The sequence below is a fragment of the Synechococcus sp. W55.2 genome, from assembly GCF_047461635.1.
Classification (GTDB): domain Bacteria; phylum Cyanobacteriota; class Cyanobacteriia; order Thermostichales; family Thermostichaceae; genus Thermostichus.
Genome location: NZ_JANSHM010000011.1, coordinates 23,749 through 37,011 on the forward strand (window position 1 = coordinate 23,749; position 13,263 = coordinate 37,011).

The 13,263-nt window shown below is 60.0% G+C and carries 12 protein-coding genes and 1 CRISPR repeat array; of the genes, 8 read left to right on the forward strand and 4 right to left on the reverse strand.

Translation table 11 applies throughout. From position 1 onward, the window contains the following. Positions 1-10 precede the first annotated feature (10 nt). A complete protein-coding gene (locus tag NW828_RS04070; RefSeq protein ID WP_414381737.1) occupies positions 11-1,267 on the forward strand; it encodes a metallophosphoesterase family protein in 1,257 nt (418 codons plus the stop codon). Between the two features lie 128 nt (positions 1,268-1,395). Here NW828_RS04070 and NW828_RS04075 read toward each other — a convergent pair whose 3' ends face one another. Together NW828_RS04075 and NW828_RS04080 are read right to left on the reverse strand one after the other, a co-directional pair. Then, positions 1,396-2,112 (reverse strand): glycoside hydrolase family 19 protein, encoded by a 717-nt coding sequence (locus tag NW828_RS04075; RefSeq protein WP_414381739.1) that lies wholly within the window; start codon positions 2,110-2,112, stop codon positions 1,396-1,398. Positions 2,113-2,568: 456 nt separating this feature from the next. Then, positions 2,569-3,435: a CRISPR direct-repeat array (repeat unit 36 nt; unit sequence GTTTCCAATTTCTAGGGATCCCCCCGAAGGGGGAAC). Positions 3,436-3,703: 268 nt separating this feature from the next. Further along, positions 3,704-4,609 (reverse strand): cation diffusion facilitator family transporter, encoded by a 906-nt coding sequence (locus NW828_RS04080; protein ID WP_414381742.1) that lies wholly within the window; start codon positions 4,607-4,609, stop codon positions 3,704-3,706. Between the two features lie 135 nt (positions 4,610-4,744). On the opposite strand from NW828_RS04080, the gene NW828_RS04085 reads away from it, so the two are divergent. Then, positions 4,745-6,151: a UDP-glucose dehydrogenase family protein gene (locus tag NW828_RS04085; RefSeq protein WP_414381745.1), complete on the forward strand. Its 1,407-nt coding sequence runs from the start codon at positions 4,745-4,747 to the stop codon at positions 6,149-6,151. Positions 6,152-6,175: 24 nt separating this feature from the next. Continuing rightward, positions 6,176-7,123, forward strand: coding sequence for a UDP-glucuronic acid decarboxylase family protein (locus NW828_RS04090; protein WP_414381747.1), 948 nt, complete (start codon positions 6,176-6,178; stop codon positions 7,121-7,123). A 48-nt stretch (positions 7,124-7,171) separates the two neighbouring features. Here the strand turns inward: NW828_RS04090 and NW828_RS04095 are convergent, their stop codons facing one another. Next, entirely contained in the window at positions 7,172-7,552 is a 381-nt protein-coding gene (locus NW828_RS04095; RefSeq protein ID WP_414381749.1) for an ArsR/SmtB family transcription factor, read from the reverse strand. Between the two features lie 129 nt (positions 7,553-7,681). On the opposite strand from NW828_RS04095, the gene NW828_RS04100 reads away from it, so the two are divergent. From NW828_RS04100 to NW828_RS04115, 4 genes are all read left to right on the forward strand, one after another. Beyond that, on the forward strand, positions 7,682-8,398 hold the full coding sequence (locus tag NW828_RS04100) for an MBL fold metallo-hydrolase (protein ID WP_414381751.1): 717 nt from the start codon (positions 7,682-7,684) through the stop codon (positions 8,396-8,398). Between the two features lie 131 nt (positions 8,399-8,529). Further along, positions 8,530-8,997, forward strand: coding sequence for a DUF29 domain-containing protein (locus NW828_RS04105; RefSeq protein WP_414355907.1), 468 nt, complete (start codon positions 8,530-8,532; stop codon positions 8,995-8,997). A gap of 56 nt (positions 8,998-9,053) precedes the next feature. Further along, positions 9,054-9,635 carry a rhodanese-like domain-containing protein gene (locus NW828_RS04110; protein ID WP_414381754.1) on the forward strand — a complete coding sequence of 194 codons (582 nt, stop codon included), beginning with the start codon at positions 9,054-9,056 and terminating at the stop codon, positions 9,633-9,635. Continuing rightward, positions 9,632-11,446 (forward strand): SulP family inorganic anion transporter, encoded by a 1,815-nt coding sequence (locus NW828_RS04115; RefSeq protein WP_414381757.1) that lies wholly within the window; start codon positions 9,632-9,634, stop codon positions 11,444-11,446. Before NW828_RS04110 ends, NW828_RS04115 begins: the two co-directional genes overlap by 4 nt. Here the strand turns inward: NW828_RS04115 and NW828_RS04120 are convergent. Further along, a complete protein-coding gene (locus tag NW828_RS04120) occupies positions 11,424-12,683 on the reverse strand; it encodes a hypothetical protein (RefSeq protein WP_414381760.1) in 1,260 nt (419 codons plus the stop codon). The genes NW828_RS04115 and NW828_RS04120 overlap by 23 nt on opposite strands. 226 nt (positions 12,684-12,909) lie before the next feature. Between NW828_RS04120 and trxA the strand changes: the two genes are divergently transcribed. Continuing rightward, positions 12,910-13,230 carry a thioredoxin gene (gene trxA, locus NW828_RS04125; protein ID WP_011433516.1) on the forward strand — a complete coding sequence of 107 codons (321 nt, stop codon included), beginning with the start codon at positions 12,910-12,912 and terminating at the stop codon, positions 13,228-13,230. Positions 13,231-13,263 lie beyond the last annotated feature (33 nt).

The window sequence follows — 13,263 nt, forward strand, 5'->3', positions numbered from 1 at the left end:
GGAGTAATCCGTGCAGATCCGCTTTGCTGTGGTGAGCGATCCCCACGTCACCCTCCCTTCCACCCTGTGGGATCACCCCAGCCGATTTCACCTGGTAGAGGTGAGCATCCCGGCTCTGGAACAGGTTTTGCAGCATCTGGTGCAGTTGCCTCTGGATTTTCTGCTGTTGCCGGGGGATCTGACCCAGCATGGGGAGCCGGAAAACCATGCATGGCTGGCAGAGCGGCTGGCTCGACTGCCCTTTCCGGCTTTTGTGGTGCCCGGCAACCACGATGTGCCCCAGCCCAAGGCCAACGGGCGCTCTATTGGTTTGGCGGATTTTCCCCGCTACTACCAAGCTTTTGGCTATGAGGACGGGCAGTCTTTGGATTACAGTCGGCTGTTGCGGCCAGGGATCCGTTTGATCGGCCTCAATTCCAACCATTTTGATGCTCAGGGTCAATTGGTGGGGTGTCTAACCCCAGAACAACTGACCTGGCTGGAGAAAGAATTGGCGGCAGCCGAGGAAGAGCTGGTACTGCTGATGGTGCACCATAATGTGGTCGAGCATCTGCGCGGCCAGTCTCTCCATCCCTGGGGGCGTCGCTACATGCTGGAGAATGCCTCTCAGTTGCGGCGGCTGCTGCAAGCTTATGGGGTGCAACTGGTGTTCACCGGACATCTGCACATCCAGCACATCGCCCGACGAGGGGGGGTTTACGACATTACCACCGGCTCTTTGGTCAGCTTTCCCCACCCCTACCGCCTTGTCGAGATCCGGTCGGATCGAGAGACCGGAATCCAAGTCCATGTCCAGAGCTACCGGGTGGGATCCCTGCCCGATTGGCCCGATTTGCAAGCGTTCTCCCGGGAGTGGATGGCCCAGCGCAGCGAACCAGCGGTGGTTAAGTTTTTAACCTCCGCACCGCTGAATTTGCCTTTGGAACAGGCACAAGCCTTGGCCCCACAATTGCGCTACTTTTGGGCAGCGGTGGCTGCCGGGGATCCAGACCTCACTTTCCCAGACTTTCCCCAGCCAGCAGGCCGATTTCTGGAGCGTTTCAGCCGTTGTTTTCGCTGCCCGCCTGATAACCAGGCCCAGCTTCAGTTCGCTTCCAATTTCTTTTCCAATTCTTTTCCAATTTCTAGGGATCCCCCCGAAGGGGGAACCCTTGAACAGCCGCCAGCCGCCGTAGTGGATCACTTCGTACAGGGACACCCTGTCTGCGCCAGCCACCTCCAGGATCTGGGCCAGGATCTGCTGGATTTGGGATCCCCTCTGGAGTAGGCGGGCGGGGGCACGGCGCAGCCACCAGAGCTTGGCCAGTAGGACGGCCAGGCCGACGCTCAACAGCAGCAGTTGGCCGCCCAGCACCCGCACGGTGATCCAGTCGGCCAACTCGATCTCCACAGCGTCTAGCCGTGGAGCACCCTCTTGGCTTTCTCTGTCCACAGTCGTCTGTCCTCCAGGCCGTTCAGGCCTCCGTTAATGACCAGGGTGATCCCTCGCAGATCGTCGCGGTCTGCCAGGGCGTTCAGACTGCGGCCCGTGCGGTTGCCGACGTGCCAGAACCAGCCTGCCGACTGGGCGGCCCAGTAGGGGGTGGCCACCAGGTCGGGGTTCTCGATGATCTGGGGCTGGCCCACGGCGCGGGCGAACCGTTCGTAGTTGGCCCGCCCCGTCAGCTGGAACAGGCCGCGGCCCCGGAACCGGTAGCCGTCTCCGGGCTGTGTGTTGCCCAGGTCGCGGCGTCCTTCGTACCCGCGCTGGGCGGGAGTGGGACCCCAGATCTCTTCCAGCCAGCGCAGGCCGCCCGTCTCGTGCCCCACCTGTCCCAGGAAGTGGGCGGCCCTCAGGGGGGTGGTGATCTGGTAGCGGGCCAACGCTTCGTTGAGGGAATCCAGGAACTGCTCCGGTCGGGGGACAAACGGGAACAGCGCCCGCAGTTGGGCGAGCGTGACGACGGGCTGTGGGTTTTGCACGGGCGGGGCGGAGGCCTCTGCCCTCCACCGGCGCACGAACTCGCGGCGGTCGTCCTCGCTCAGCCGTGACCACAGCCACTCCAGCGCCTCCCTTTGGTGGGGCAGGTCGCGGTACCAGCGGGGGACGTCGAGGATGTTGAAGTTATCCATGGCCGGCGTCGGATGCTGCCACCATCGTAGCTGACGGTGGCGGGGGTGGGGCGGTGGGGATCCCAGGGGCGCTGATGTGGTAGCAGAGGAGACCAACGCAGTCTACAGCTCACTTACGTGCGTGGGCGTACAAGTGTCCAAAGATAGGATCCCACTTCTTTTGGATAGTTGTACGCAAAGACGGCGGTGGGTGGTGGTGCCAGGGAAGACGAGCGGCGCGCACAGGTGTCGGCCTGGGGCGGTGATAGGGGTGGGGCAGGGGCCGGCGGTGGGCGGCGGTCGGGCGTTGGTGCGGTAGTAGAGACGACCAGCTTGGTCTGTGGTTCACTTAAGTGTGTGAGCGTACAACTTTCCAAAGATCGGATCTTCCTTATTTATGACGGTTGTACGCAGGGGCCGGCCGCCGACGCGGCACGGTCGACTAGTCTGGGGCGGAACAGGGGTGGCGGCGGTGGGGTTTCCAATTTCTAGGGATCCCCCCGAAGGGGGAACGGGTCCGGTTGACTAGCCGTTGTCCGTATATCCAGTAGTTGTTTCCAATTTCTAGGGATCCCCCCGAAGGGGGAACGCAGCGGTATCAGGGACAAGCGCTAGATCGGGATTGCCCGTTTCCAATTTCTAGGGATCCCCCCGAAGGGGGAACCACTTGCAGTCGCTGTTGTACGGGATCCAACTTCTTGATCGTTTCCAATTTCTAGGGATCCCCCCGAAGGGGGAACGGGTCCGGTTGACTAGCCGTTGTCCGTATATCCAGTAGTTGTTTCCAATTTCTAGGGATCCCCCCGAAGGGGGAACTTGGACCGTTGACAGCCTGCATGGCATACCGGCATTCTACGTTTCCAATTTCTAGGGATCCCCCCGAAGGGGGAACGACTTGTTAAAGGCTACTGGAGAGATAATTTAAGAGGCCTGTTTCCAATTTCTAGGGATCCCCCCGAAGGGGGAACATATACCAACTTCTTGGTGGGTGCCGGAGCAGATTGTTTCCAATTTCTAGGGATCCCCCCGAAGGGGGAACAAAAATTTAGGAATTTCTGTAGTAGCACCAGAATGCTCGTTTCCAATTTCTAGGGATCCCCCCGAAGGGGGAACGGGGTGGTTTTGGTGGGGGTGGCTGGCCACCCACGGAAGTTTCCAACTTCTAGGGATCCCCCCGAAGGGGGAACACAAGGCAATGTTGATATAACTATAAGGAGACTGGAAAAGTGTTTCCAATTTCTAGGGATCCCCCCGAAGGGGGTTGTGGATTTCTCCACATGTCGACGTGGCAGCCCGGTTTAAAGGAGTGTTTCCAATTTCTAGGGATCCCCCCGAAGGGGGACCACCCCTATTAAAGCCAAGCAGGGCAAGGGATGCAAGACCCGTTTGCGAGGGATCCGGAAAAAAGGGGGCAAAAAGAGTTTCGGCGAGGGGGTTTTGGGGCCGGAAAGCCTTGTGGCACAAGGCGTCGAGGGATCCGACGAAAGAATGGGCTTTTCCGAGATTTTGAGGGACGCTCGCAGAGGCGTTGATACCGTTTTGGTGTTCTTTTGGAAACATCAGGATCCCTGAGGTTTGGCTAGGCTATCTGTTGGCAGGTGGCGAGCTCCTGCTAGGGTTGCTCGATATGGGAGCGAGGCTCCAGGTGGATGAGGATCCGCGCTGGCCCGTAGCGCTCCTGCAAGAGGCGTTCGACTTCCTCAGTGAGGCGGTGGGCGGACTCAATGTCCTGTGGCTCCACCACCAGGTGCATCTCGATAAAGACCATTTCCCCTGGGATCCCGCGGGAAGTGATGTCATGACAGTCGAGCACGCCTGGCACGCTCAGGATCAGATCCCGCAGGGCCTCGGCAGGGATCGCCACCCGATCTGTGAGGTAGGGAAGATTCTCCTGCAGCACTTCCCAGCCGCTTCGGAGCACCAGCAGCGCCACCGGCAAAGCCAGGGCTTGATCCAACCAAGGGATCCCCCAATAATGCATGCCGGCCAACCCCAGCAACACCGTCAGCGTCACCCCAACGTCGCTGAGGGTATGGCGCGCATCGGCCAACAGCAGCGAGCTGGACAGAGCTTTGCCCCAGCGGTGCTCGTAGAGGGTGACAAAGACATTAATGCCCAGCACGCCCACCATCATCCCCAAGGTCAGCTCATCGATCTGCAGGTGGGGCTGGGGCTCCCAAAACCGCTCCACGGCTGTGCGCAGGATCTCCAGGCTGGCCATCCCCAAAAAGGCGGCGATCCCCAGCGCTCCAATGGCTTCAAACTTGCGATGGCCGTAGGGATGGTCGTCATCGGGCTCTGGCGAAGAAAAGCGCACGGCCACCAAGCCCAAAATGTTGCTGGCGCTGTCGGTGGAGCTGTGCAGGGCATCGGCAATGAGGCTTAGGGATCCCGTCGTCAGCCCCAGGATTAACTTGATCAGAAACACCAGGACATTTAGCCCTAGCGTGACGTACAGCACCCTCTGCACTTGGCGCTGACGGCGGCTGGCTATGGCAGCAGAATCCAGAAAGCTCACTGCAGCTCGGGCGGGGATCCACAGATATCCTGCTTTATTCTGTCACCGACCTCAATAGGGGTAAGGGAGGGTACCCTAAAAGCAAGCTGCTAAGGCTTAGTCAAGTGGCCGCCGATTGGGGAGCGAACTCTGAGTATGCACGTTGCTGTGGTAGGCGCTGGCTATGTGGGCCTGGTAACAGGGGCTTGCCTGGCTCACCTAGGAAATAGCGTTATCTGTGTGGACAACAACCCCGCTAAGATTGAAGGGCTGCAGCGGGGTCGCCTGCCTATCTACGAGCCCGGCCTGGAAGAGCTGGTGCGGGAGGGAACTGCGGCGGGTCGGCTGCACTTTAGCACCGATCTGGGCTCTGGGATCCAGGCCAGCGAGGTGGTGTTTATTGCCGTGGGCACCCCGGCCCTGCCCAGCGGGGATCCCGATCTGCGCTACGTGGAAGCAGTGGCGCGGGAAATTGGCCAGCATCTGGACGAGCACTATCGAGTCATTGTCAACAAATCCACTGTGCCCATTGGCTCTGGGGACTGGGTGCGCATGCTCATTTTGGACGGGGCCGCCGAAGCCGCCAAGCAGCGGCTGAGCAGCCGAGAAGTGGGGAGAGATCCAGAGGCCAGATCCCTGACCTTGGAGCTCTCGCCTTGGACGCCGCAGTTTGACGTGGTGAGCAACCCCGAGTTCCTACGGGAGGGCAGTGCCATCCAAGATACCTTCTACCCAGATCGCATTGTGATTGGCTCCAACAGCCCCCGCGCCATTGAAATCATGCGGCAGCTGTATGAACCCATCCTCAACCGCCAGCAGGGCCTGCAAGGGGATCCCGTGCCTTTGCTGGTGACCGACCTGGCTTCTGCCGAAATGATCAAGTATGCCGCCAACGCCTTCCTGGCCACCAAGATTAGCTTCATCAACGAAATGGCCAACATCTGTGAGCGCACCGGCGCCGACATCACCCAGGTGGCGGAAGGGGTCGGCCTAGATAGGCGCATTGGCCGCGCCTTTCTCAACGCTGGCATAGGGTGGGGCGGAAGCTGCTTCCCCAAAGATCTGGCGGCTCTTATCCAAACCGCTGCTGACTATGGCTATGAGGCCAAGCTGTTGCAGGCCACGGTGGAGGTTAACCGAGAACAGCGGCAGCGCCTGGTGGAAAAGCTGCAGCAGGCCCTCAAGGTGCTTAAGGGTAAAACCGTTGGCCTTTTGGGCCTCACGTTTAAACCCCACACCGACGACCTGCGGGATGCCCCTTCCCTGACCTTAATCGAGCAGCTCCACCGCCTTGGGGCAAAGGTGAAGGCGTATGATCCCGTTGTGTCCGCTTCAGGGATGCGGGAGGGGTTGGCCCATGTGGTGGTGGAAACGGATGTGTTCCGGCTGGCCCAGGACTGCGATGCCCTGGTGTTGGTGACGGAGTGGCCGGAGTTTTTGTCGCTGGATTACCGACGGATTGCAGAGCTGATGCGGCGGCCCTTGCTCATCGATGGCCGTAACTGTCTGGATCGGGAGGCGGTGCGGCAGGCGGGCATAACCCTCATCGGAGTGGGCTGGTAGGTGCTGGGGAAATCAGGGGAAATCATGAAGATCCTGGTTACGGGTGGCCTCGGATTTATCGGATCCCACTTGGTAACCCGCCTTCTGCAAGAAGGCCACTGGGTCATTTGTCTGGATAACGGCTACACGGGCCGGCAGCTGAATGTCCAAGCTCATCTAGACAACCCAGCCTTTCAGTTCATTTGGCACGACGTTGCCGAGCCCCTGCCGCCCGCTTTGGCAGAGGCTGGGATCCAGCAGATCTACCACCTGGCTTGCCCCGCTTCTCCCCCCCACTACCAAGCGGATCCCATCCGCACCATCCGCACCAGCCTCTGGGGCACCTACCACCTGCTGCAACTGGCCCAGAAAACGGGAGCGAGGTTCCTGCTGGCCTCGACTTCAGAAGTGTACGGGGATCCCCAAGTGCATCCCCAACCGGAAGACTACTGGGGCCACGTCAACCCCATCGGCCCGCGGGCCTGCTACGACGAATCCAAGCGCTTGGCGGAAACCCTCACCTTCGACTGGCAGCGGCAATACCAGACGGAGATCCGGGTGGCCCGCATCTTCAACACCTACGGCCCCGCCATGCGGGAGGACGATGGCCGCGTGGTGAGCAACTTTATCGTCCAGGCCCTGCGCGGGGATCCCCTGACGGTCTATGGGGATGGATCCCAGACCCGCAGCTTTTGCTACATCTCCGACTTGGTAGAGGGCTTGATCCGGCTGATGAACAGCCCCTACCCCGGACCCTTTAACTTGGGCAACCCAGAGGAGTTCACGATCCTGGAGCTGGCCCAGCAGGTGCTCGCCCTCACCGGCAGCCCTTCTCCCATCGTTTACCGGCCTCTGCCAACAGATGATCCCAAGCAGCGGCGGCCCGACATTCGCAAAGCCCGTGCCCTCTTGGGTTGGGAACCTCGGATCCCGCTGCAAGTTGGGCTGCAACAGACCATCCCTTACTTTCGTCAGCGGCTGGGGCTGGAATAACCTTCGGGTGCTCGCGAAATCCCAACCTACTTGAGAACCCTTTCCGCCTCAGCTCGGTTGACCTGGGTGAATGGCTGCCAGCGGCTCCAGTTGGCGGGCTTGCTGTTGTAGCCGACTCACCAACTGCCGACATACCATTTCACACAGCTCAAAGCACATGGGATCCGCAATTTGGTAATAAACACTCACCCCCTTGGGCTGACGGCTGACGATCCCTGCCTGGGTCAGGATCTTGAGGTGCTTGGAAACATTGGCCTGGCCCATACCCGTAGCTTCCAAGATTTGGGTGACGTTCTTGGGCCCCGAGCGCAACTGACACAGGATCTGCAGGCGGTTGGGTTCCGCCAAAACCTTGAAGTACTCTGCCACGCTGTCGAGAACCTGCGGCGTCAGGATTGTGCGACACTCATTCACATCCGCTCTGCTCACCGACTTTTCCCCAATCAACAAACCTGCTTGCGCCGTCCATGCAACTTGATTTTAACACTAGATAGTTATATAGTGTTCCTAGAAAGTCCAAGTTCACGTCGGGCTTTCGATACCAGACAGGAGGGCACTATGCTATTTCGCCAACTGTTCGACGCAGAAACAAGCACCTACACCTATTTAATCGCGGATCCGACAACTCGCGAGGCCGCCCTGGTGGATCCAGTGCTGGAGCAGGTGGAGCGGGATTTGAAGCTGATTCGGGAATTGGGTCTAACCTTGAAGTACTGCCTGGAAACCCACGTTCACGCGGATCACATCACGGGAACCGGGAAGCTGCGGGAACTGACCGGTTGCCAAGGGGTGGTGCCAGTACAGGCCAAGGCTCAATGTGCAGATCGTTTCATCGGTCATGGGGAAACGCTGCAAATGGGATCCGTCGTCATTGAAGCCATCGCTACCCTGGGCCACACCGACAGCCACATGACCTACCGCGTGAATGGGGATCGCGTCCTTACCGGAGATGCCCTGCTGATCCGCGGCTGTGGGCGCACGGATTTCCAAAGCGGGGATCCCGGCCTGATGTACGACCATGTTACCCAGCACTTGTTTACGCTGCCCGATGAGACGCTGGTCTATCCTGGCCACGACTATCGCGGGCACACCGTCTCCACCATTGGCGAGGAGAAGCGCTGGAACCCGCGCTTTGTGGATCCGGAAACGGGCAACCTGCGTTCCCGTGAGAGCTTCATTGCCCTGATGAACAGCCTCAACCTGCCCCAGCCGAAGAAGATCCAGGAAGCGGTGCCGGCCAACGAGCAGTGCGGCCAAGTGGCAGCAGCGGTTTAATTCCTTCTGGGCAGTGAGGTGCAGGGCAAGCCCCCGCCGGCTGGGGAGCTCACGTGAAACTCCGATGGTGAGAGCCCGCTGCTCTGGGTAACCTTCTCTCAATTGGCTTGCCAGAAATGGAGAGTTTGAGCGTGGATCGAGAAAGTCTCTATGAGAGCGATTTCTACGCTTGGATCCAGCAACAAGCTCAATTTCTGCGGGATCGGGCCTGGGAGAAGCTGGATCTGCCCAATTTAGTCGAGGAGATTGAATCGTTGGGCAGGCAACAGCGGCAGGAACTGCGAAACCGACTTGCAGTTTTGGTTGGGCATCTCCTCAAGTGGGAGTACCAGCCAGAGGGGAGATCCGCAAGCTGGCTCCTCACCCTCCAGCTGCAGCGGCAGGAAGTTCTGGAGCTTCTTGAAGAAAGCCCAAGTCTCAAGCCCTATTTGCCAGAGGCCATCTCCAAGTCTTACTTGGGAGCGCTGAAGCTGGCCCTGGAGGAGACCAAGCTGCCCAGAAAGATTTTCCCCAAAACCTGCCCTTATTCCTCAGAGCAAATCCTGGATAGCCGGTTTTACCCCGGTGAGCCCAGTCATTTGCTTGAGGAGGGGGATTAATCCCAAAAATTGCTGCTTTTTGCATTTTAGACAACGCTAGAAGCAAGGAGACAACCATGACCGTAACCCAACAAAACCCTATCCCTTCCGCTTCGCAAGAACGGGATCCCCGTCTCAAGGAGATCGATGCCCTGACCTTAAAACAGTGGCTGGATCAGGGGCGAGTCCAGCTCATTGATGTGCGGGAGCCGGGAGAATATGCCGATGAGCGGATCCCGGGGGCTATCAACCTGCCCCTCTCCACTTTTGATCCCGCCAAAGTGCCCGCCTCTACGCCAGAGAAGCCGGTGGTGTTGCAGTGCCGCGTGGGCAGCCGCTCCATCCGCGCCGGTTGTCAGTTGCTAGACCGCGGCTGGCCGGAGGTGATTAGCCTCAAGGGCGGGATCGAGGCTTGGAAAGCGGCTAAGCTGCCTGTTACCCGCACCCAAAATGCTCTCATCTCCATCATGCGGCAGGTGCAGATTGCGGCGGGATCCCTGGTGCTCACCGGAACCCTTCTGGGGGCCTTTGTCAACCCCTGGTGGCTGCTGCTGAGTGGCTTTGTGGGCGCTGGGCTGGTGTTTGCGGGTGTAACCAACACCTGTGGCATGGCTCTGCTCTTGGCTCGCATGCCCTGGAACCGAGGTCAGGCGCTATGAGTGGGATCCCTTCTGCTTCCTCTTCGGGGCAAGGGATCCTGGCGCGGTACCTGCCCTTTGCTAAGGAGTCTCTTTGGGTATTCCACTATCAGCGATCGGATTTGCCGGGAGATCTGATCGCTGGCCTTGTGGTGGCTATTCTGCTGGTGCCCCAGAGCATGGCCTATGCCCTGTTGGCCGGGTTGCCCCCCCAAGTGGGCCTGTACGCCAGTATTTTGCCGGTGATCGTCTATGGACTACTGGGATCCAGCCGTGCCCTGGCGGTGGGGCCGGTGGCCATCATCTCCCTCTTGGTGGCGGCGGGGTTGGAGCCCCTGGCCGGTCGCGTCAGCGGGACGGAGTCCTTGCCGGGCAGCCCGGAGTATGGACAGTTGGCTTTGGGGCTGGCCTTGGAGGTGGGTCTGGTCCAGGGGGCCATGGGGTTGTTGCGGCTGGGGTTTTTGGCCAATTTCTTAAGCCACACGGTGGTGACTGCCTTTGGCAGCGCGGCGGCCTTGATCATCGGCTTCAGCCAGCTCCGCCACCTCCTGGGGGTCAAGATCGCCAATACGGAGTCCTTCTTGCTGTTGGTGCAGCGGCTGTGGCAAAGCCTGGACAAGGTGAACTGGGCAACCTTTGGCCTAGGGCTGCTGGCCGTATCCCTGCTGGTGTACGCTCAGCGAAAGTTGCCCCACCAACTGCGGCGTTGGGGTGTGCCTCCAGGTTGGGCCTTGATTTTGACCAAGGGGGCACCGCTAGCGGCTGTGCTCGTGACCAGCCTGTTGGTCTGGGGCCTAAACCTCTCGGAGAGGGCAGGGGTATCCGTTGTTGGCTCCATTCCTTCCGGGTTGCCCCCCTTGGGCTTTCCCCCGTTGAGCTGGGGACAGTGGACAGCGCTTCTGCCCACCGCCTTGGCCATTAGCTTGGTGGGCTTCACGGAGAGCTATGCCGTGGGGCAGTCCTTGGCCAGCCAGCGGCGGCAGAAGGTGGATCCCAACCAAGATCTGGTGGCTTTGGGGGCAGCCAACTTGGCAGCAGCCTGCAGTGGCGGCTATCCGGTAACGGGAGGCATCAGCCGGTCGGTGGTGAACTTTCAAGCAGGCGCCAACAGTGGCCTGGCCTCCCTAATCACCGGCCTGTTGGTGGCTTTGACGGTCATCTGGCTGATGCCACTGTTCACCTTCTTGCCCCAGACCACCCTGGCGGCCATCGTTCTGGTAGCAGTGCTGGCCCTGGTGGATTTTCACCCCCTGCTGCAAAGCTGGCGCTACGACCGTGGCGATGCCCTGGTTTGGTTGGTAACCTTTGCCAGTGTGCTGGGGATCGGAGTGGAGCAAGGGATCGGAGTAGGGGTGTTGGTGTCCATCCTGCTTTTTCTCTGGCGGGCCAGCCATCCCCACATTGCCATCGTCGGCCAGGTACCGGGCACCGAGCACTACCGCAACGTGCAGCGCCATGAGGTGATTACCAATCCCCGTATCTTGGCAGTGCGGGTGGACGAGAGCCTGTTTTTTGCCAACGCAGCCTACTTGCAGGAGTATCTGCTGCGAGAGGTGGCGGCGCGACCCACAGTGGAGCAGGTGCTGCTCGTTGCCAGCGCCATCAACTTCATCGACGGCAGCGCTTTGGAAGTGCTGACCCAGTTGGTGGAACGTTTGCAGCAGGCAGGGGTGGGCTTTGCCATGGCCGAGGTGAAGGGGCCGGTAATGGATCGCCTCCAAAAGGCTGGGTTTGTGGAGAAAGTGGGCGCTGAGCGCTTCTTCCTCTCCACTCACCAGGCGATGCAAGCCCTCGGATCCCAGCAGAGCCTCAGTCAGGTGTCATCTTCCTGATCAGCACAAGGGGGGTTTGTTCAGCGGCATTGCCGGCGGGGTTTTTGCGCAGCGCCTGCTTCACCAGGGATCCCTGCACCCCGGAGGTGGCGGCCAGGAGCTTCACCTCTCCCAGATCGTTGGCATCCACGATGGCCACTTCGTAGCCCGTCTGCCGATGCAGATCCCCCACCAACTTGGCCGGATCCCGCGGCCCCAGCACGATGAACTGGTCATAGGGAGGCAGGGTGCCAGTAACGTCGTCGATGAGGTCGGCCTGATCTCCCGCCAGGGCATAAAAGACCCCCGGGATCCCCAGCAGTTTGGCCAGGGATCCCACCACAAAAGCCCACACCACCCGCCAGGCCCCGGAGCAGTCGATCAAAGTCTGCATCCCGTAGCAGCTTGAAAGACTGGTCTTGGAGGGGAAGAAGTAGCACAGGGTGCGGGCCAGCCAGCCGGGCTGCACCTGCAGGGGATGGCGGAAGTTGCCCTGGACAATAGCCACGGCGCTTTCCGAGATGGCCACCATATCGCCGGGCTGGATGTGAGGGCCTACATACCGCCGTAGCACCTCGGCCAAGTCATCGCTGGGGGTCAGCAGATGGGTGGGAACGGCGGCCCAAAGGAGGGATCCCTGCTGCTGCCAGTTCAGCTCTGGCAAGGGCTCCACCTCCTGCAACGGCAGGATGAGATGGCTGGTCTTGAGGGTGCGCCGCTGCCGCCCGTACTGGATGTAGTCCAACTCCAGCCAGGCAGAGCGCAAATGGGCCAGCCCTTCCCCCTTCAGCTCGATCTCAACCTCTAGGCCAGTCTGGTTCTGGGGGGTGATGATGTAGGCCTGCCAGTAGTTGTCTTGGCGGGGGGGAAGATCCGGATGGCGAGAGCGCAGGCGTAGGCGGGTGTGAATGCCTTCTAGGGATCCGGCGCTGAGCAAATGCAGTCGCGGCTCCACCTGGGCCAAGGTGACTTCCAAAAGGGGGTTGAGGTTGCGAGCCACAAACTCCGCTTGAATGACCCAGTGCTCGGGGGTGTGGCGGCTGATGCGCCAGCCTTGGGGCTCCACCACCAGGTGATCGGCGGGGCGGGTCTTGAGCCAGTAGAGCAAGCTGCCCAAACTCAGCAGCAACCCGGCCACTACCTGAGCCCAGCCCCAGGGATCCCAAAGCCAACGCCAAGCCCCCCATAGGCTGAGTCCTACCCCAGCCAGCACTGCAGCCAACACGCCACGATTCACCATGCTGCTGCTTGTTGCCATCGGGATCCCACTCCTCCAAGTCCTTAAACCCTGCTAAAGTCTGCCCCTTTGTCCACCACAACACCCTAGACTACAGGTACGCTCTAGCTCTTCTCCCAAACCCTAGCCATCCTACCGGGAAACCGAAGCAGGCCGTAGCGGGATCCCTACCTAATTTTTAGTCTCAAACAGTTAGCTTACAAATAGATTTCATTTCAGGCTTTTCAGAACACTCTGGGAGTTTCCTATGGCGCACAAACAGCAATTCAAAAGTTTTGCCGACATGATTCAGGGATCCAAAACCCCGATCCTGGTGGATTTTTATGCTTCCTGGTGCGGCCCTTGTCAGGTTATGGCGCAAGTGTTGGAGCAGGTAAAACCTCAGGTGGGGGATGCGGTTACTTTTGTGAAGGTTGACACCGAAAAGTACCCAACCATCGCTGCTCGCTGGGGCATTCAAGCGGTGCCAACGCTGATCCTCTTCAAAGATGGGAAGCCGATTGACCGCATTGAGGGGCTGTTGCAGCCGCGGGCCCTGTTGGAGCGGTTGCGGGCGCAGGTTAACTAAACCTGTAAGCTAGGTGGACGTTGCTGGGATGGG